Raw genomic sequence first — 20,135 nt, 5'->3', positions numbered from 1 at the left:
CCGAAGTAAAGGGTTGGCACTGTTTATGTATCCAGTATCAAGCCTGAAATCCCACTACAATCCGCCACCATGGCCACCCAATCAACTGTCAAAACCTCTAATGAGTACTCCGAAGGCTCGATCCGTGTCTTGAAGGGCCTCGAGCCCGTCAAACAACGCCCGGGCATGTACACGCGCACCGACAACCCCCTGCACATCATCCAAGAAGTGCTGGACAACGCCGCCGACGAGGCGCTGGCGGGTTACGGCAAAAAGATCAAAGTCATCCTGCACGCCGACGGATCGGTCAGCATCGAAGACGATGGCCGGGGCATTCCCTTTGGCCTGCACCCCGAAGAAAACGCCCCGGTGATCGAGCTGGTCTTCACCCGCCTGCACGCGGGTGGCAAGTTTGACAAGGGCAAGGGTGGGGCCTACAGCTTCTCGGGCGGTTTGCACGGTGTGGGCGTGTCGGTGACCAACGCGCTGTCCAAACGGCTCGAAGCCACCAGCTACCGCGAAGGCCAAGTGGCGACACTGGTGTTCTCGGGCGGCGACGTGACCGAGCCGCTGGTCAAACGAGCCACAGGCGAGGGTGACCGCAAGCAGGGCACCACGGTGCGTGCCTGGCCCGATGCCAAATACTTCGAATCCAGCGCGCTTCCCATGAATGAGCTGACGCACTTGCTGCGCAGCAAAGCCGTGCTCATGCCCGGCGTGACGGTGACCTTGGTGAATGAAAAAACCAAAGAAACCCAGCAGTGGCAATACAAAGCCGGTCTGCGCGACTACCTGACGCAAACCCTGAACGGCGACCCGGTCATCCCGCTGTTTGAAGGCGAAGGCTTTGCCGACGCCAACCACGACAGCTTTGCCGAAGGCGAGGGCGCAAGCTGGGCCGTGGCCTTCACCGAAGACGGTGCACCCGTGCGCGAGAGCTACGTCAACCTGATCCCCACCAGCGCGGGCGGCACGCACGACAGCGGCTTGCGCGATGGCCTGTTCACCGCCGTCAAGAGCTTCATTGAGCTGCATGGCCTGCTGCCCAAGGGCGTCAAGCTCATGCCCGAAGACGTATTCGCCCGCGCCAGCTATGTGCTGAGCGCCAAAGTGCTGGACCCGCAGTTTCAGGGCCAGATCAAGGAGCGGCTGAATTCGCGCGACGCGGTGCGGCTGGTCTCCAGCTTTGTGCGCCCGGCGCTCGAACTCTGGCTGAACGAGCATGTGGATTACGGCAAAAAACTGGCCGAACTGGCCATCAAGGCTGCACAAACCCGTCAAAAAGCGAGCCAAAAGGTCGAAAAGCGCAAGAGTTCTGGCGTGGCCGTCTTGCCCGGCAAGCTGACCGACTGCGAAAGCAAGGACATCGCCGACAACGAAGTGTTTTTGGTCGAGGGCGACTCGGCAGGCGGCAGCGCCAAGATGGGCCGCAACAAAGAGTGCCAAGCCATCTTGCCCCTGCGCGGCAAGGTGCTCAACACCTGGGAAGTCGACCGCGACCGCTTGTTTGCCAACAACGAAATCCACGACATTTCGGTGGCCATCGGCGTAGACCCGCACGGCCCTAATGACAACCCCGATATGAGCAATCTGCGCTACGGCAAGGTCTGCATCTTGTCGGACGCGGACGTGGACGGCTCGCACATTCAGGTGCTTTTGCTGACCTTGTTCTTCCGTCACTTTCCCAAGCTGATCGAAGCGGGGCACTTGTACGTGGCCAGGCCGCCCTTGTTCCGCGTCGATGCCCCCGCCCGCGGCAAAAAGCCAGCGTCCAAAGCCTACGCGCTGGACGAGGGCGAGCTCACCGGCATCATCGACAAATTGCGCAAAGACGGCGTGAAAGAAGGCGGCTGGAGCATCAGCCGCTTCAAGGGCCTGGGCGAGATGAGCGCCGAGCAGCTTTGGGACACCACGCTCAACCCCGACACGCGCCGCCTGCTGCCCATCGAGCTGGGGCCATTGGACAACGCGGGCACCGAAAACCTCATGACCCAGCTCATGGGCAAAGGCGAAGCCGCCGCCCGTCGTGAGCTGATGGAGCTGCACGGCGACTCGATCGAAATCGACGTGTGACAAATTCCCCGTAGGAGCCCACCCCGTGGGCGAATTGTCTGAACAAATCCAACGCCCGCAGGCAGGCTCCTACCCTGAAAGACCCTGATGACCACTGACCTCTTAACCCCCGAACCCACCGCCGCCCCCGATGGCGACCACCTGGGCGCCTACGCCCAGAGGGCCTATCTGGAATACGCGCTGTCCGTCGTCAAAGGCCGCGCCTTGCCTGACGTGTGCGACGGCCAAAAGCCGGTACAGCGCCGCATTTTGTATTCGATGGACCGCATGGGTTTGTCGTACAGCGGCCCGAACAACAACACCGCGGCCAAACCCGTCAAAAGCGCCCGTGTGGTGGGCGATGTGCTGGGCCGATACCACCCGCACGGCGACACGGCGGCGTACGATGCGCTGGTGCGCATGGCGCAAGACTTTTCGCAGCGCTACCCACTCATCGACGGCCAGGGTAACTTTGGCAGCCGTGACGGCGACGGCGCTGCGGCCATGCGTTACACCGAAGCGCGGCTGTCGCGCATCACCAGCTTGCTGCTCGACGAGATCGACATGGGCACGGTGGACTTCATCCCCAACTACGACGGATCGACCGAAGAGCCGCGCCAGCTGCCTGCCCGCTTGCCCTTCAGCTTGCTCAATGGCGCCAGCGGCATTGCCGTGGGCCTGGCCACCGAGATCCCCAGCCACAACCTGCGCGAAGTGGCTGACGCCTGCGTCGCTTTGATCCGCAACGACAAGCTGAGCGACAGCGAGTTGATGGCCATCATCCCCGGCCCCGACTACCCCGGTGGCGGTCAGATCATCAGCCCGGCCAGCGACATTGCCGACGCCTACCGCACCGGGCGCGGCAGCCTCAAAGTGCGTGCCCGCTGGAAGATCGAAGAACTCGCCCGTGGCCAATGGCAACTGGTGGTGACTGAGCTGCCGCAAGGCGTCAGCTCGCAGCGCGTGCTCGAAGAGATCGAAGAACTCACCAACCCAAAGGTCAAGGCCGGTAAAAAAGCGCTCAGCACCGACCAGCTGCAGCTCAAAGCCAGCATGCTCGCCGTGCTGGATGTGGTGCGTGACGAGTCCAGTAAAGACGCCGCTGTACGTCTGGTGTTCGAGCCCAAAACCAGCCGCATCGAACAGCAAGAACTCATCACCGCCTTGCTGGCGCACACCAGCCTGGAGACGTCGGCGCCGATCAACATGACCTCGGTGGGCATCGACGGCAAACCCATCCAGAAGTCGCTGCGCCAGATGCTGGTGGAGTGGATCAGCTTCCGCCAGACCACCATCACCCGCCGCAGCCAGCACCGCTTGAACAAAGTGCTGGACCGCATCCATATTCTGGAAGGCCGACAGCTGGTCTTGCTGAACATCGACGAGGTGATCCGCATCATCCGCCACAGCGACGAGCCCAAGCCCGCGCTGATCGAAGCCTTCAAACTCAGCGACCGCCAGGCCGAAGACATCCTGGAGATTCGCCTGCGCCAACTGGCCCGACTCGAAGCGATCAAGATCGAGCAAGAGCTGAGCGAGTTGCGCGAAGAGCAGGGCAAGCTCGAAGAGATTTTGGGCAGCCCCGCCGCACTGCGCCGCCTGATGATCAAAGAGATCGAAGGGGACGCCAAAACCTTTGCCGACCCCCGCCGCACCTTGATCCAAGAAGAGAAAAAAGCCGTGGCCGAAGTCAAGGTGGTGGACGAACCCGTGACGGTGGTCGTTTCGGAAAAAGGCTGGGTGCGTGCCCGCACGGGCCACGGCCACGACGCCACCAGCTTCGCCTTCAAGGCGGGCGACGGCCTGTATGGCACCTTTGAGTGCCGCACGGTGGACACGCTGCTGATCTTTGGCACGGCCAAAAATGGGACAGGCCGCATCTACAGCGTGCCCGTGGCCACCTTGCCCGGCGCACGCGGCGATGGCCAGCCGATCACCACCCTCATCGATCTGGAAACCGGCACGCAACCCGCCCACTACTTTGCAGGCCCGGCCCATGCCACGCTGCTGCTCAGCGGCTCGGGCGGCTACGGCTTCAAGGCCACGGTCGAGAACATGATTTCGCGCAACAAAGCGGGCAAAGCCTTCATCAGCCTGGGCGAGGGCGAAACCGTCTGCGCGCCCAGCCATGTCAGCGGCAGCAGTGCCACAGTGCCTGCCGACAAGCAGCCCATGCCGGCCGCCACCAGCGTCTGCTGCGCCAGCACCGGCGGTCGAGTGCTGACCTTTGAAATCAGTGAACTCAAGACCATGGAAAAAGGGGGCCGGGGCCTGATGCTCATCGACCTGGAAGCCAAAGACACCTTGGCGGGTGCTGCAGCCTACACCCGCAGCGTCAAGATCGAAGGCATCGGCCGAGGCGGCAAAGAGCGCGAAGAAACGCTGGAAATTCGCAGCCTGAACAACGCCAAAACCGCTCGTGCCAAAAAAGGCAAAGTGGCCGATCTGGGCTTCAAGCCCAACCGGGTGACGCGTGTGGAGTGATCAGGGCGCAGTCATCAGGGCCACGTCATCAGACCATGTTGATGCTTTTTTGAGCACGCCCCGCCAGCCCTTGCTGGGCGGGACTTTGGTGGCTTGTCCCTGCACTTGTCCACAGCTTTGGGCACGGTGTTTGGGGACAGTTTGAATCAGCAAAGGCTGAGCCGCCGGTCAGGGTCTCAGCCCTGCGCACCCAACAGGTAATCGATCTTGCCCACTTCTACACCGTTGTGACGCAGGATGGTGTAGGCCGTGGTGATGTGGAAGTACAGGTTGGGCAGCATCCAGTGGCACAGGTAGTCTTGCCCGCTGAGGGTGCGGGTTTTGCCCGGGCCTGCGGGGAAGGTGATTTCTTTGTCCTCGGTGCCGTCCAAGGCCGCTGCGGGCACCGTGGCGATGAAGGCCAGGGTTTTCTGGATGCGTTCTTGCAACTGGGCCAATGTGGTTTCGTTGTCTTCAAACTTGGGCGCTTCGACGCCACTCAAACGGGCGACGCCGTTTTTGGCCGCATCGCAGGCGATCAGCACTTGGCGTGTGAACGGAAACATGTCGGGGGCCAGGCGGTAGGTGGTCAGCGCCGTGGGGTCGATCTTTTTGGCCTCGACAAACAACTCGGCCTTGGCCAGGATGTGGCTCAGGTTGGTCAGCATGCGGGTGCAAACGGGCAGGCTGGCGCGGGACATCGAAAGGGTCATCAAATTCTCCTGGGTGTGTGATCGATTAAGGATTTGGCTTGAAGTCGGCGGTCTACGTTTTGCACGTCCACAGTTGGGATTGGCATTCAACGGATTCAGGGCGAGAGCACTGAACGCTCCTTTTGGTAGGCATCGTAGTTGGGTAGTTTTTGGCCAGGGGCTGCGCCTCTGCCCACTGCCTTGGCCTTTTCCTGAGCCCTGATTTCTTCGTACACAGCTTGCGTAGATACCAAGCCACAAGCCGACAGAGTCAGGCTCAAGATGAATGCCAGGGCTATTTGTGATCTCTTCATGGCTTGCGTGGTTTGAATTTTTGCCAATACTGAAATTCATCCGCGCGAACTTCATATTCCAGATCTTCCACGCGCATCAGCATGCGCTCTTTGGCGTCGCTCACAGCACGGTTGTAGATGCTGGGGCCAATTTCTTCGAGGATAAAGCCAAGCAGAGCCCCAGCAGAAATGTTGCCGATCTTTTGTTCAAAGTTGGCCTCGAAGTAGCGCTCAATGCTGGCAATGGCCTGAGCGCGGTCCTCTTTGTTCAGCTCAATGGGCATGGCCACAGATCAGCCAATTTCGGCAATCATCTCGATCTCGACACAAGCACCCATGGGGATTTGCGCCACGCCAAATGCGCTGCGGGCATGTGCGCCCACTTGCGGTCCAAAGACTTGGCCCAGCAGTTCGCTGCAGCCGTTCGTGACCAGGTGCTGCTCGGTGAAGTCGCCGGTCGAGTTGACCAGACTCATCACTTTGACAATGCGCTTGACCTTGTTCAGGTCACCCACAGCCGCGTGCAGCGTGCCCATCAGGTCAATCGCGACGGCGCGAGCGGCTTGTTGGCCTTCGGCGGTGGTGGTGTTTTTGCCCAGCTGCCCGGCCCAAACTTTGCCGTCTTTTTTGGCGATGTGGCCAGACAGGAAAACCAGGTTGCCGGTCTGGACAAAAGGCACATAGGCGGCTGCGGGCACGGCCACGGGGGGAAGCTCGATGTTCAGTGCTTTGAGTTGGTCGTAAACGCTCATGGTGGTGGTCTCGTTCGCTGGTTGAAGGTGGACGCCCGCATGCGCAGGCTTTGCAAAAAGATATTGTCGCCGAAGGTGCCGTTGAATGGCGTCCGCATGGGCTGATCAGATCACAGGTCTAATGGGGCGACCGTGACCGCGACCTCGAGGGTGTGCGAGCCGCCACCTTGCAACACGCCGCGCAGGGGCGACACATCGGCAAAATCGCGGCCCACGGCCAGGCGCACGTAGTCCTCGCCCGGGCTGGCCATGCCGCAGCGGTCGTTGGTCGGGTCCAGGTCAAACCAGCCTAGACAGGCATGGCTGGCCAGCTCGGGCAGGTACACCGAAGCCCAGGCGTGCGAGGCGTCGCTTCCCACCAGGCGGGGCTGGCCTGGCGGCGGCTGGGTGAGCAGGTAGCCGCTCACATAGCGGGCGGGCAAGCCCAGTGAGCGCAGGCATGCCACCAAGATGTGGGCAAAGTCCTGGCAAACCCCCCGTTTGTTGTGCAGCGCCTCAAGGGCGGGAGTGTTGATGTCGGTGCTGGCCGTTTCGTAATGGAAATCGCGGTGCATGCGGGCCGTGAGGGCCTGGGCCGCTTGCATGAGAGGCCGCCCGGGTGTGAAACAGCTTTGGGCGTAGTCCGCAAAGGCGGTGTGCACCGGCGCATGGTGCGAGCCAAAGACCAAACCCGCATGCACATCACCAGCTTGGCCACCCCGGTAGCGAAAATGCTCGCGCACAGTTTCCCAGCTTTGCTGGGCGCTGGAAGGTGTGATGGCTGGAATGGCTCGGGTCTCGACCTCGGTGTAAGCCTGAACGCTCAGGCCTTCGTGGGGGTGTGTCAATGCCCAATAAGCGCGGTGGTTCAAAAAGGCGTCGATGCTGTGCTGCACCGAGGCCTCGGGCGAGATCGCCATCGTGTGGCGCAGAACGGTTTGGCAGGGTGTGTCGGTTGCTTGAAGGTGGGCGACATGCTGCGCGGTTTGCACCGAGGGGCTGTAGCGGTAACGGGTGTCGTGTGTGATGGCCAGGCGCATGGTGTGTCTTATGCCTTGTGCCTTGAACTACCAGCGCCCACGCTGTAGCGGGCTTCGCCACTGTGCGTGAAAAACAAGCTGCACAGCTGGTCCGAAACCTCGCGGGCTGTGCTTTGGCATTGGCCAAGTGTGGCCAGCAGGGGCTGGGGCTGACTCACCAAAGGGTCGGCGGTGCTCGAACTCGCCCCCCGTGAGGTGTCCAAGGGCCACAGGGCCTCGGGCCGCAACTCAATCAGCGCGGGCAGGCGCTCCGCCAGGGGCAAAGTCGCCCCATCGGCCAGGTGGCCCATGCGCTTCAAGCGCGATCGCAGGGTGTGCGCCACCCAGCCCAGCGAGCGGGGGTTGTCCGGGTCGGTCACCAGCAGGTCCATCAGGGCCTGGGGGGTGCGGCTTTGTTGGTACTGGGCATGGAAGCTGATGGTGCTGTCAAACAAATCCAGCACAGCGTCAAACCCGGCTTGCTCTTCGATCAGGCCCAGCTGCACGGCATCGCTGAGGGCGTGCGACAAAAATTCCAGTCGCTCGATGTGGCGGCCCATGGAGAGCAAGCGCCAGCCGTCGTCGCGGCTCATGCGGTCGGTTTGTGCGCCAGTGAGGGCGGCCAGCATCTGGCTGGTGTCGGCCAACAGCCGCTGCACCGCCACGGTGTCGGGCAGGCTGTCCAGCGAGGGCTCGGGCAAGGCGGGTGTTTTGACCCACTGAAAAAAACGCGATTCGGCTTGTTCCAGCAAGCGCCAGTGCTCGGGTGAAAGGCGCTCGCGCACCGAAGCCGCGGCCAAGCGCACCGATCGCAGGTTGAAGCCCACGCTGGTGGTCAGTTCCTTGTCCCACAGTCCTGCAATCAAGGAGCGCTCGAAGACGCGGTGCGCCTGCGCTGCGGCAGGTACACCGGCCCGCACCAGGCCGTGGTGTGTGGCCATGCGGGAGATGAAGTTCAGCAAACAGGGCAGGTTCTGGTTTTCGCTGCCCAGAATTTCCAGGCTCAGGCGCACCAGGCGCAAGGTGTTTTCGGTGCGCTCGGTGTAGCGGCCCATCCAAAACAGGTTTTCTGCGGCGCGGCTGGTGACCAGGCGCTGGCGCTGCGCGACGGCGTCGCTGGCGGCCGGGATGCTGGTGGTGGCGGAGGGGGGTGCAGGCGGTGTGGACGAGGTAGGTGTTGGTGTTGTTGGTGTTTGCACCCATACGTCGGCGCTGGAGCCGCCGCGCTGCATCGATGCGATGCCTTCGCGTGTGCCCAGCCGGGCCAGACCTCCGGGCAAAACCTGCCAGCCGCCTTGGGCATCGACCACTGCAAACACGCGCAGCACCACCGGGCGTGACGCGATGCTGGCGGCACCATCGGGCCCGGTTTGCCAAGTGGGCTGGTGCGACAGCGGCAACCACGACTGCAGGGTGTGGGCGTCGGGGTCGCGCACGATGCGCTGGGCCCATTCGGCTTGTTCTTGGCGCGAGAGGCGGTGGCCCAGCACCGGCTCAAAACTGTGGCGGTCGGTGTGGTGGGGGTAGGTGGGCTTGATCACACAACCCGCGATGCGCGGCAGCACGTCTTGCAGCGCTGCGGCCTCACCGCACCACCAGCTGGGGATGGCGGGCAGTCGCAGTTCTTGCCCCAAAAGTTCCCGCGCCAGGCCGGGCATAAAACCCAGCAGCGCGTTCGACTCCAAAAAGCCCGAGCCAGGCGTGTTGGCCACCAACACATTGCCGCTGCGCACCGCTTGCAGCAAGCCGGGCACGCCCAGCGTGGAGTCGGCCCGCAGCTCCAGCGGGTCCAACCAGTCGTCGTCCACCCGCTTGAGCAAGCCGTGCACCGGCTGCAGGCCTTGCAGGGTTTTGAGGTAAAGCTTTTGGTCTCGCACCGTCAGGTCGTTGCCCTGCACCAGGCTCAGGCCCAGATAACGGGCGAGGTAGGCGTGTTCAAAATAGGTTTCGTTGTAAGGCCCGGGCGTGAGCAGGGCGATGTGCGCCGAGGCACCTGCCGGGCTGCGGGCCTTGATGCCGTCGATCAGGGGGCGGTAGGTGTGCGCCAGCCGCTGCACCGGAAACGCCTCAAAGGCCTGCGGGAACAGGCGCGAGACGATTTGCCGGTTTTCGATCAGGTAGCCCAGGCCCGAAGGCGCTTGTGTGCGCTGCGACAGCAGCCACCAGCAGCCGTCTGGCCCACGCGCCAGGTCAAACGCGGCCAGGGACAAATAGCGCCCACCCACCGGAGCCACGCCATGCATCGCGGGCAAATAGGCCGGGTGGCCTTGCACCAAGGCAGCGGGCAGCTGGCCTTGCAGCACCAATTGTTGGGGTCCATAGGCATCGGCCATGATGTGCTCGAGCAGCTGCATGCGCTGCATCACACCCGCCTCGATCTGCTGCCAATCGCTGTGGCCAAGCATGAGCGGGAACAGGTCGAGTGACCAGGGGCGCTGCGGTTGGTCGGCGCTGGCGTACACGTTGTAAGTGATGCCGTTGTCGCGCACCTGCCGCCGCAGGTTGCCCATGCGCGTGTTCAGGTCGGCTTCGCGGGCGTGGGACACCTTGTCCAAAGGCGCAAGGAAGCGCTGCCATGGCGCACTGATCGCACGGGCAGTGTCCGCATTGGGGTTGGAGACCTCCCCGTGCAGCTCGTCCCAATGCCCGGCGGGCGCGGCTTCGTGCTCAAGCGCCAATCCTGTCAGGGTTGTGGCTTGCGGGGTACCGATGGGTTGAGACGGGCGCTCATTCATTCAAGGATTGTCGCCTCAAATCCAGCGTGTGCGGGAACTCCGGACTGGCGTGCAGCTGGGCGTTGGGCAACAGGGTGGGCAGATGTTTCATCGCGCCAGGTGTGTGCCCCATGCGGAAGAATCGGGCCATGCGGCGGCTTTCGGCCTCGTAAGCGTTGACCGGGAAGCCGTCGTAGTTGCGGCCACCGGGGTGCACCACATGGTACTGGCAGCCGCCCAAAGAGCGCTTCATCCAGGTGTCCACCAGGTCCACCGTCAAGGGGGCGTGCACGCCAATGCTCGGGTGCAGCGACGAGGGTGGGTTCCAGGCCTTGTAGCGGACGCTTGCCACATATTCGCCCACCACGCCCGTGGGCTGCAGGGGCAAGGGCGTGCCATTGACGGTGACGGTGTGGCGCGAGGGGTTCATGCCCGTGACATGCACCTCGATGCGCTCGAGCGATGAGTCGACATAACGCGCGGTGCCGCCCGCGCCGCTTTCTTCGCCCATCACGTGCCAGGGCTCCAGCGCGTTGCGCAAGGTGAGCACCGCGCCGTCGATCTGGACTTGCCCCACCACCGGGAAGCGGAACTCGAAATGCGGCGCGAACCAGCTCGGGTCAAAGTGGAAACCCGCATCCCCCAGCTCGGTGAGCACATCGTCAAAGTCTTTGTGGATCCAGTGCGGCAGCATGAAGCGGTCGTGCAACTCGGTGCCCCAGCGCGTCACAGGCGCTGAATAGGGCGCGTCCCAAAAGCGGGCCACCAGCGCACGCAGCAGCAATTGCTGAACGATGCTCATGCGGGCGTGGGGTGGCATTTCAAAAGCCCGCAACTCCAAAAGGCCCAAGCGCCCCGTGCTGCTGTCGGGTGAATACATCTTGTCGATGCAAAACTCGCTGCGGTGGGTGTTGCCGGTCACGTCGATCAGGATGTTGCGCAGGGTGCGGTCCACCGTCCAGGGCGGCATGTCTTGGCCATGCTTTTGACAGTGCCGAACGATCTCGCGCAGCGCGATCTCCAACTCATAGACCTGGTCGTTGCGGGCCTCGTCCACACGCGGGGCCTGGCTGGTCGGGCCGATGAACATGCCGCTGAACAAATAGCTCAAGCTCGGGTGGTTGTGCCAGTACAGGACCAGGCTGGCCAGCAATTCCGGGCGGCGCAAAAACGGGCTGTCTGCGGGTGTGGCGCCGCCCATCACCATGTGGTTGCCACCGCCGGTGCCGGTGTGACGGCCGTCGGTCATGAACTTCTCGGCCGACAGGCGCGTTTCGAAAGCGGCTTGGTACAAAAACTCGGTATGCTGAACCAGTTCGGTCCAGTTGTGGGCCGGGTGGATGTTGACCTCGATCACACCGGGGTCGGGGGTGACCTGCAAGAGTTTCAGGCGCGGATCGCGAGGGGGCGGGTAGCCCTCCATCACCACCTTCATGTCCAGCTTCAGGGCGGTGGTTTCCACGGCGCTCACCAAGGCCAGGTAGTCCTCCAGACGCGCCAGAGGCGGCATGAAGACATACAGCACGCCTGACTTGTTGCCTTTTTTGTCTTCGGCAGCCTCGGCCTTGGGGCCGTTGGCGCGTGTGGGGTCGCGCACTTCCACACAGAGCGCGGTGCGCACCACCGAGGGGTCAGATTCAAAACGAGAGACCGGCTGTGCTGGCAGCGCTGCCGAGCGGCTTGAGGCGCTGGCATTCGCATGGGCGGGCATGCCCAGCGGGCGTTTCTGGAACAGTGTGGGCGTGGTGGGCAAGGGTCCCCGAGGTGAAAAGGGGTCCTGCTCAATCATGTGCAAACGGTCGGTGGGCGCCGACCAAGGCAGCGAGTCCAACGGCAAGCGCCAGCCCATGGGCGAGTCACCGGGCATGAGGTACATGCGCTCTTCGCGCAGGAACCAGCGGCCCGTCTCCCACGCCGATACCGCAGGGTTGCCGGTGTCCACGGCTTGCAGCGGCAGCACATAACCCACAGGATGGTCAAGCCCCTGGCTGAAGATGCGGCGCAAGCGGTTGCGTTCCATCTCGTCGTCCAGTTTGGCGTCAAACGGGTCGACGTTGACGGGCAAGCGGCGCTCGCGCCACAGGTAATACCAGGTGTCTTCGTAGCCTGGCAGCACGGTGTCGGTGGGTAGGCCCAGCTGCTGCGACATTTCGTGCATGAAGCGCTGGGCATCGGCGCTGGTGTACTGGCTGGGTTCACGCTCGTCGGCAAACACCGCAGGGTTTTGCCAGCAAGGTGTGCCGTCGGCACGCCAGTAAATGCTGAGCGCCCAACGTGGCAATTGCTCGCCCGGGTACCACTTGCCTTGGCCAAAATGCAAAAAACCGCCTTGGCCGTATTGCTGGCGCAGCTTGTGCACCAGCTCGGTGGCCAAGCCGCGCTTCGTTGGCCCCAGGGCGTCGGTGTTCCATTCCGCGCCGTCTCGGTCCTGTGTGGACACAAAGGTCGGCTCGCCACCCATGGTCAGGCGCACGTCTTGTGCCAACAATTTCGCATCGACCTGATCGCCCAAGGCAAGCACATCGGTCCACTGGTCTTCGGTGTACGGTTTGGTCACCCGCGGCGATTCATGGATGCGCGTGACGCTCATTTCGTGGTGAAACTCGACCTCGGCCTCGTCCATGAGTCCTTCAATGGGCGCTGCCGCCGATGGTTGCGGGGTGCAGGCCAAAGGAATATGGCCTTCTCCGGCCAAGAGCCCGGAGGTCGGGTCCAGCCCGATCCAACCCGCGCCCGGCAAATACACCTCGCACCAGGCGTGCAGGTCGGTGAAGTCCACTTCGGTGCCGCTCGGGCCATCGAGCGATTTCACATCGGGGGCCAGCTGAATCAAATAGCCCGAAACAAAGCGGGCGGCGATGTTCATGTGCCGAAACAGCTGCACCAGGAGCCAGGCCGTGTCGCGGCATGAGCCGCTTTTGAGGGTCAGGGTTTCCTCGGCCGTTTGCACGCCCGGCTCCATGCGGATGGTGTAACGGATGTCTTGGTGGAGGCGTTGGTTGACCTGCACCAAAAAGTCGATGGTGCGCTGGCGCTTTCGGTCCAAGCTGGCCAGGTATTTCTTGAACAGCGGGGTTTTGTGGTCTTTGACCAGATAAGACTGCAGCTCTTCACGCACGGTGTCTGCATACTTGAAGGGCACTTCCTCGGCCGTGGGCTCCAGAAAAAAGTCGAATGGGTTGAACACGGCCATCTCGGTGACCACGTCCACGGTGACCTTGAAAGCCGTGGTTTTTTTCGGGAAGACCAAACGCGCTTGGTAATTGGCAAAAGTGTCCTGTTGCCAGTTGATGAAGTGCTCTGAGGGTTCGACCTTGAGGCTGTAACTCAGGCTGCGGCTGCGGCTGTGCGGGGCAGGTCGCAGGCGGATGACTTGGGGGCCAAGCTGAACGGGACGGTCGTAGGTGTAATGGGTGACGTGGTGCAGGGCAACTTGTATCGACATATCTCGTTCAGCGCAACAGGGGCTGCACGCATGACAAATGCAGCTTGGGCGTTTACAACTAGCAAGACACGCGCCAGCCAAGTGGCTCCAAGACCCCGTCAAGGGCCCAGCACGCTGCGTGGAAGCAGGGGGGCTCAGACCCGCCGATTCACACCACAGCCAAATCAGGGAGGCTGACATGCAAGAACGCCGCACGGCAGGTGACGGGCGTGTGCCCTGCTGGCCCGAGGGCGGCTGGCCATGATGTCCTTAGGCTGGGCGCGGGGTCTGGGTGTGGGCTTGCTGGCCTGGTGCATGGGGGTCGCGCTGCAATTGCAACAAGCGGCTTTGTGGCCTGTGGCTTTGTATGGCGCCGTGCTGGGCATGGTGGCGGCCTGTGCCTGGGGTCTGCGTGTGCTCACCCTCAGACGCCTAAGCGTGCAGCGCCACCGACCCACAGGCCTTTGGGTGATTGGGTTCTTATTGTGGTTCTCGGTGGCCTTTGCTGTGACCGGATTGCACGCATGGAGCCGGTTGAGCATCATGGTGCCTGCATTGGAAGGGCAAGACCTGGACGTGGTGGGCGTGGTGCAAGCCATGCCCCAAAAACAAGATCTGGGCTGGCGATTTCGGTTTCGCATCGAGCAGGCTTGGCAGGTGGATGAAGCAGGGGTCAGCCGAGCCTTGCAGGTCGATGCCGATGTGCCCGCGCAGGTGTACCTGGGTTGGTACGGGCAAGAGGGCACGCATGACAGTGGCTGGAGCCTGTCGCCCCTGCCACAGCCCGTCAAGGCCGGAGAACGGTGGCGCTTGCGCGTGCGCTTGAAAGCGCCGCATGGGCACATGAACCCACGCGGTTTTGACCATGAGTTGTGGCTGTGGGAGCAGGGCATTCGCGCCACGGGTTACGTGCGCAACCGCGCCAAAGATCCACCGCCGCTAAGAATCGCCAGCACCCTGAGCCATCCGATCGAGGGTTGGCGCCAAACGGTGCGCGACCGCTTGTTGACACAGCTGAGCACGCCCGGGGGCGACGCGGATGCGGCCAAACGGGCTGGTGTGCTGGCGGCCTTGGTGGTGGGTGATCAGGCCGCAATTGACCGCAGCGACTGGGATGTGTTCAGGGCCACTGGAGTGGCCCACCTGATGAGCATCTCGGGACTGCATGTGACCATGTTTGCCTGGCTGGCTTCTGTGGCCGTGGGTTGGGGCTGGCGCCGTGCAGCCTTGTGGGGATTTGATGGTGCGATGCGCTGGCCTGCGGTGCACGTCGGGGCGGTGTCGGGTTTGATGCTGGCCACTTTTTATGCCTTGTTCAGCGGTTGGGGCTTGCCCGCGCAACGCACTTTGCTGATGCTTTTGGTGGTGGTCGTGCTCAGGCTCTCGGCACGGCAGTGGCATGGCGCCTTGGTTTGGTTGATGGCCTGTGCCGCCGTTTTGGTCTGGGACCCGTGGGCCTTGTTGCAACCGGGTTTTTGGTTGAGCTTTGTGGCGGTGGGGGTGCTCATGGCCTCGGACCTGAAGGGTGATCGAGGCGCGGGTCTCGCATCACCAACGGATTCCAGCGATGCACCGTTGTGGCGTGCTGGCGCACGTTCCTTGTCGTGGTTGCACCTTTTCGGTGCGCTAGGTTGGGGCGGCTGGGCCCTGAGGCTCGGGCAAGGTGTGGGTGCTTTGTTGCGTGAACAGGCCACCGTCACGCTGGCGCTGGCACCGTTGAGCTTGCTGTTTTTTGGTCAGGTGTCGTTGGTGGGTTTGTTGGCCAATGTGCTGGCCATTCCTTGGGTCACCTTGGTGGTCACGCCACTGGCGATGCTGGGGGTTCTGTGGCCCCTTGCATGGGACTGGGCCTCTTGGGTCTTGCGCCCTTTGTCCGACTTGCTGGGCTGGATGTCGGCATGGCCACTGGCCAGTTTGTCGAGGGCGACGCCGCCCTGGGGATTGGCTGTGCTGGCCATGCTCGGAGCCTTGGGTCTGGTGCTGCGCATGCCCCTGTCCTGGAAGGTCTTGTGCTTGCCCTTGCTCTGGCCCGTGTTGTTCTGGTCACCCCTACGGCCAGGCCATGGCCAATTTGAATTGCTCGCTGCCGATGTCGGTCAGGGCAACGCGGTGTTGGTGCGAACGGCCCAGCACAGCCTCTTGTACGACGCCGGACCGCGCTATTCGGCCGAAAGCGATGCCGGCCACCGGGTGTTGGTGCCTTTGCTGGCCCAAATGGGCGAGCGCCTGGATGTGCTGATGCTCAGCCACCGCGACAGTGACCACACGGGCGGTGCGGCTGCGGTGTTGGCCATGCAAGAACAGGCTGAGCTGTGGTCGTCGCTGGAGGACGAACACCCCTTGCACCGCCTGCGTCCGGGCTGGACGCGCTGTCAGGCTGGGCAGTCGTGGGTTTGGGATGGTGTGTTTTTTCAGGTCCTGCACCCGCCTGCGCCCGAGTTGGCGCCTCCCAGTCGCAAGCCCAACGAAGTCAGTTGTGTGCTGCGCATCCACACCCCTGAAGGCTCGGCATTGCTGGCGGGTGACATCGAAGCCCCGCAAGAGCAGGCCTTGTTGCGGGCGGGCCTGAGCCCGGTGGATGTGCTGCTCGCCCCCCACCATGGCAGCAAAACGTCGTCCAGCCTACCTTTTTTGCAAGCCCTTGCGCCCAAAATGGCGCTGGTCCAGGCGGGTTACCGCAACCGCTTTGGCCATCCTGCCCGCGAAGTGGTGTGGCGTTACCAGGCGCAAGGCATCCAAATGGTGGAAACCACGCGATGCGGCGCGGCCACTTGGCGCAGCCACGCGCCGACCTTGGTGCAGTGTGAAAGGGTGGAGCGCCAACGGTATTGGCACCAGGCCTTGCCACCCTGAGGCCATCCCACCACGACATTGGGTTGGCCCTCGCGGCAAATCTGGTCTTGCTAGGTACAGTATTTGCTTAGAGAGTTTCAGGAGTGAAGTGACATGCGCCAATTTGATGAGATGTACAGCCGCTTGCCCGCTGCGGGTGACTCGGGGGAGGTGAGGGCGCATTACGCTGCGTATGCCCGTTGGTTGAAATCCCAGGATCCCCAACTCATGGCCGCGCGTCGAGAAGAAGCGGAAGTCATTTTCCGGCGCGTGGGCATCACGTTTGCGGTCTATGGCGACAAGGACGAAGACGCCAATTCCGACGAGGGGGGCACCGAGCGCTTGATCCCGTTTGACCTGATCCCCCGCGTGATCGCTGCTCAAGAGTGGAAAAGCATGGAAGCAGGCTTGGTGCAACGCGTCACCGCGCTCAACCGCTTCATCCACGACGTGTACCACGACCAGGACATCCTCAAGGCGGGCATCATTCCCCGCGAGCAGATCGAAAACAACGCGCAGTTTCGCCCTGAGATGGTGGGGGTGCATGTTCCCAACAACATCTATTCCCACATCAGCGGCATCGACATCGTGCGAGCACCTGACAGCGCAGGCCAGGGCGAGTACTACGTGCTCGAAGACAACCTGCGAGTACCCAGCGGCGTGAGCTACATGCTGGAAGACCGCAAAATGATGATGCGGCTCTTCCCCGACCTGTTCAGCCAGCACCGTGTGGCGCCGGTCGCGCATTACCCCGATTTGCTGCTCGAGACCCTGCGGGCCAGCAGCCCCGCCACCACGGCTGAACCGACGGTGGTGGTACTCACCCCCGGCATGTACAACAGCGCCTATTTCGAGCACGCCTTTTTGGCGCAGCAAATGGGTGTGGAGTTGGTCGAGGGGCAAGACCTGTTCGTCAAAGACCAGTTCGTTTACATGCGCACCACACGCGGCCCCAAGCGGGTGGATGTGATCTACCGCCGGGTGGACGACGACTTTTTGGACCCCAAGGTGTTCCGTCCCAGCTCGACCTTGGGCTGCGCGGGCCTGATGGACGCCTACAAAGCCGGGCATGTGGCCATCTGCAACGCGGTGGGCACGGGCGTGGCCGACGACAAGTCGATCTACCCCTATGTGCCTGACATGATCAAGTTTTATTTGGGTGAGGAGCCAATACTCAAGAATGTGCCGACTTTTCAGTGCCGCAAACCCGACGATTTGAAGTACACCCTGGCCAACCTGAAAGACCTGGTGGTCAAGGAGGTGCACGGCGCAGGCGGTTACGGCATGCTGGTTGGCCCAGCATCGACCCAAGCCGAGATCGAGCGTTTCCGTAGCGCACTGTTGGCCAATCCCGAGGGCTACATCGCCCAGCCCACCCTCAGCTTGTCCACTTGCCCAACTTATGTGGACAGCGGCATCGCGCCGCGCCACATCGACTTGCGCCCCTTTGTACTGAGTGGCCGAACGGTGCAGATGGTGCCAGGCGGCTTGACCCGCGTGGCTTTGAAAGAAGGCTCTTTGGTGGTGAACTCGTCACAAGGCGGTGGCACCAAAGACACTTGGATTTTGCAGGACTGATTTCACCCCTGTCATCCTTGGGCTTGACCCGAGGATCTATGGATGTCCGATCAAGTCGGGCATGACACACCAAGGAAAAATATGCTGAGCCGCACCGCCGATCACCTCTTCTGGATGTCCCGCTACATGGAGCGGGCTGAGAACACCGCCCGCATGCTCAATGTGAGCTATGAAACCTCCTTGCTGCCGCAGTCGGCCGCCGCCGTCGAGGCGGGCTGGGAGGGTATTTTGTCCATCAGCGAGTTGTTGCCTTCGTACCTTTCGCAGTACAAAACCATCACGCCGCGCGATGTGATGGCCTTCATGGTCAAAAACGACAACAACCCTTCGTCGATCTTGTCTTGCCTGCGAGCGGCCCGAGAAAACGCCCGCGCGGTGCGTGGCACCCTCACCACCGAGGTTTGGGAGACCCAAAACCAGACCTGGCTCGAAGTCAACCGCATGCTCAAAAGCGGCGAGTTTGAGCGTGATCCGGGCCAGTTTTTTGAGTGGGTGAAGTTCCGCTCGCACCTGTCACGCGGCGTGACGGTGGGCACCATGCTGATGGACGAATCTCTGTACTTCATGCGCATGGGCACGTTTTTGGAGCGGGCCGACAACACCGCGCGGCTGGTGGATGTGAAGTTCCACGCCATGCAAAACGACTTTTTTGGGGCGCCGAATTTTGGTGCTGCACAGAGGCAAGGCGGTCCAAGCGCTGAAATTGCCGAAGCAATGCATGAGTACGACTTCTACCACTGGAGCGCGATCTTGCGCAGCGTCAGCGGCTTTGAGGTCTACCGCAAGGTCTACCGCGACGTGATTCGCCCAGAGCGTGTGGCGGAGTTGCTGATTCTGCGACCCGACATGCCACGTTCCTTGCATGCCAGTCTCAACGAGGTGGTGGCCAACCTCAAACTCGTCTCGCATGATGCGGGCAGCGACACCTTGCGACAAGCAGGTCGACTGCGCTCAGAGCTGGCCTTTGGCCGCATCGACGAGATCTTGGCCACGGGCCTGCACGCTTACCTGACGCAGTTTTTGGAGCGGGTGAATGTGCTCGGTGTGCGCATCAGCCGCGAGTTCTTGATGCCACAAGCGGCTTGAATCAGGCCAGCGTCAGCACCACGGGCGCGTGGTCGCTGGGGCGCTCATTTTTGCGAGGGGCGCGATCAATCATGCAGGCTCTGGCGCGGGCCTTCAGTGCTTGCGAAATCAAGATGTGGTCGATGCGCAAGCCCCGGTTGCGGCGGAAGGCAAATTCGCGGTAATCCCACCAGCTGTAACTTTTTTCGGGTTGCTCAAACAGTCGGAAGCTGTCGGTCAGGCCCAAGCCGATCAGGCCTTGCAGCTTCTCACGTTCCGCGTCGGTGCAGTGGATGGTGCCTGCCAAAGCCACCGGATCCCACATGTCGAGTTCGTCAAAGGTGATGTTGTAATCACCCAGCAGCACCAAGTTCGGGTGTTTTTGCATCTCGCTGCCCACCCATTCGCGCAGCGCATCCAACCAGCGCATTTTGTAGACAAACTTGTCGCTGTCGGGCGCTTGGCCGTTGGGGAAATACGCACCGATCACCCGCACCGTACCTCCCGCGCCATCGGGGTAGGTGGCGGCAATGACGCGCGACATGTCGTCTTCAAAGCCTGGGATGTTTTTCACCACATCGGCACCACCGACTTTGGAAATCAGGGCCACACCGTTGTAAGTTTTTTGACCAAACCATTGCGCTTGGTAGCCAACTTCGGCCAAGGCGGCGGCTGGAAACTTGTCGTCTGTCAGTTTGAGTTCTTGTAAGGCCAGCACATCGGTCGGATTCGCGGCCAACCAGTCCAGTACTTGCGGCAGGCGCACAGACAAGGAGTTGACGTTCCAAGTGGCGATTTTCATGGGTTGCGTGAATGTTGGTAGGTGACGAAGGCGAAACCCATGTCTTGGTTTGAGGTGTGTGATTCGCGTTTCACCTCTCGCCAATCGGCACCGAGCAGTGGGGCGTAGGCGTCACCTTCAAAGTCGGCGTCTATCTCCGTGACCACCGCCGTGCTGGCCAGTGGCTCGGCTTGGCGGTAAATTTCGGCGCCGCCCATGATCCAGGCATCGGGCACATCACCACACAGCTGCATGGCCTCTTCGATGGAGGCCGCACGCGATGCGCCATCGGCGTGCCAGTCGGGCTGACGGGTGATCACGATGTTGGTGCGACCGGGCAGGGGCCTGAAGCGGGCGGGCAGAGAGTCCCAAGTCTTGCGGCCCATGATGACCGGCTGGCCCAGCGTCACGCGCTTGAAATGCGCCAGGTCTTCGGGCAGATGCCAAGGCATCTGGTTGTCTTTGCCGATCACGCCATTGCGGGCTCGGGCGTAAATCAGGTGCAGCTTCAT

General features: G+C 62.2%; 14 protein-coding genes. 5 read left to right on the top strand and 9 right to left on the bottom strand.

What is annotated here, in order from left to right:
- Nucleotides 1-69: 69 nt before the first annotated feature.
- Together L63ED372_RS07165 and parC are read left to right on the top strand one after the other, a co-directional pair.
- Nucleotides 70-2,052, top strand: coding sequence for a DNA topoisomerase IV subunit B (locus L63ED372_RS07165; RefSeq protein WP_062404824.1), 1,983 nt, complete (start codon nucleotides 70-72; stop codon nucleotides 2,050-2,052).
- A gap of 87 nt (nucleotides 2,053-2,139) precedes the next feature.
- Entirely contained in the window at nucleotides 2,140-4,515 is a 2,376-nt protein-coding gene (gene parC, locus L63ED372_RS07160; RefSeq protein WP_062404822.1) for a DNA topoisomerase IV subunit A, read from the top strand.
- 176 nt (nucleotides 4,516-4,691) lie between these two features.
- Here the strand turns inward: parC and L63ED372_RS07155 are convergent, their stop codons facing one another.
- The 7 genes from L63ED372_RS07155 to L63ED372_RS07125 form a co-directional block, all read right to left on the bottom strand.
- The gene (locus L63ED372_RS07155; protein ID WP_062404820.1) at nucleotides 4,692-5,207 is read right to left on the bottom strand and encodes a DUF1993 domain-containing protein; all 516 of its coding nucleotides are present in this window, start codon (nucleotides 5,205-5,207) and stop codon (nucleotides 4,692-4,694) included.
- A 95-nt stretch (nucleotides 5,208-5,302) separates the two neighbouring features.
- Nucleotides 5,303-5,500, bottom strand: coding sequence for a hypothetical protein (locus L63ED372_RS07150; RefSeq protein WP_062404818.1), 198 nt, complete (start codon nucleotides 5,498-5,500; stop codon nucleotides 5,303-5,305).
- A complete protein-coding gene (locus tag L63ED372_RS07145; protein ID WP_062404816.1) occupies nucleotides 5,497-5,763 on the bottom strand; it encodes a DUF2164 domain-containing protein in 267 nt (88 codons plus the stop codon). Before L63ED372_RS07145 ends, L63ED372_RS07150 begins: the two co-directional genes overlap by 4 nt.
- Nucleotides 5,764-5,772: 9 nt before the next feature.
- Nucleotides 5,773-6,231: a RidA family protein gene (locus L63ED372_RS07140; protein ID WP_062404814.1), complete on the bottom strand. Its 459-nt coding sequence runs from the start codon at nucleotides 6,229-6,231 to the stop codon at nucleotides 5,773-5,775.
- A gap of 110 nt (nucleotides 6,232-6,341) precedes the next feature.
- Nucleotides 6,342-7,250 carry a transglutaminase family protein gene (locus L63ED372_RS07135; protein ID WP_062404813.1) on the bottom strand — a complete coding sequence of 303 codons (909 nt, stop codon included), beginning with the start codon at nucleotides 7,248-7,250 and terminating at the stop codon, nucleotides 6,342-6,344.
- An 8-nt stretch (nucleotides 7,251-7,258) separates the two neighbouring features.
- The gene (locus L63ED372_RS07130) at nucleotides 7,259-9,964 is read right to left on the bottom strand and encodes a circularly permuted type 2 ATP-grasp protein (protein ID WP_062404812.1); all 2,706 of its coding nucleotides are present in this window, start codon (nucleotides 9,962-9,964) and stop codon (nucleotides 7,259-7,261) included.
- Nucleotides 9,957-13,388 carry a transglutaminase family protein gene (locus tag L63ED372_RS07125; RefSeq protein WP_062404811.1) on the bottom strand — a complete coding sequence of 1,144 codons (3,432 nt, stop codon included), beginning with the start codon at nucleotides 13,386-13,388 and terminating at the stop codon, nucleotides 9,957-9,959. The genes L63ED372_RS07130 and L63ED372_RS07125 overlap by 8 nt, the downstream gene beginning before the upstream one ends.
- A gap of 240 nt (nucleotides 13,389-13,628) precedes the next feature.
- On the opposite strand from L63ED372_RS07125, the gene L63ED372_RS07120 reads away from it, so the two are divergent.
- From L63ED372_RS07120 to L63ED372_RS07110, 3 genes are all read left to right on the top strand, one after another.
- Nucleotides 13,629-16,220, top strand: a complete 2,592-nt coding sequence (locus L63ED372_RS07120; protein ID WP_062404810.1) for a DNA internalization-related competence protein ComEC/Rec2 — start codon at nucleotides 13,629-13,631, stop codon at nucleotides 16,218-16,220.
- A gap of 93 nt (nucleotides 16,221-16,313) precedes the next feature.
- A complete protein-coding gene (locus tag L63ED372_RS07115; RefSeq protein ID WP_062404808.1) occupies nucleotides 16,314-17,777 on the top strand; it encodes a circularly permuted type 2 ATP-grasp protein in 1,464 nt (487 codons plus the stop codon).
- An 81-nt stretch (nucleotides 17,778-17,858) separates the two neighbouring features.
- Nucleotides 17,859-18,863, top strand: coding sequence for an alpha-E domain-containing protein (locus L63ED372_RS07110; RefSeq protein ID WP_062404805.1), 1,005 nt, complete (start codon nucleotides 17,859-17,861; stop codon nucleotides 18,861-18,863).
- A 1-nt stretch (nucleotide 18,864) separates the two neighbouring features.
- On the opposite strand, the gene xth is transcribed toward L63ED372_RS07110, so the two are convergent.
- Together xth and L63ED372_RS07100 are read right to left on the bottom strand one after the other, a co-directional pair.
- The gene (gene xth / locus L63ED372_RS07105; RefSeq protein ID WP_062404803.1) at nucleotides 18,865-19,644 is read right to left on the bottom strand and encodes an exodeoxyribonuclease III; all 780 of its coding nucleotides are present in this window, start codon (nucleotides 19,642-19,644) and stop codon (nucleotides 18,865-18,867) included.
- Nucleotides 19,641-20,135, bottom strand: a complete 495-nt coding sequence (locus L63ED372_RS07100; protein WP_062404801.1) for a dihydrofolate reductase — start codon at nucleotides 20,133-20,135, stop codon at nucleotides 19,641-19,643. The genes xth and L63ED372_RS07100 overlap by 4 nt, the downstream gene beginning before the upstream one ends.

It is taken from the genome of Limnohabitans sp. 63ED37-2, from assembly GCF_001412535.1.
In the GTDB taxonomy this organism is placed as follows: domain Bacteria; phylum Pseudomonadota; class Gammaproteobacteria; order Burkholderiales; family Burkholderiaceae_C; genus Limnohabitans_A.
Note: the sequence above shows the minus strand (reverse complement) of the source record. Positions and strands in the feature narration are given on the sequence as shown.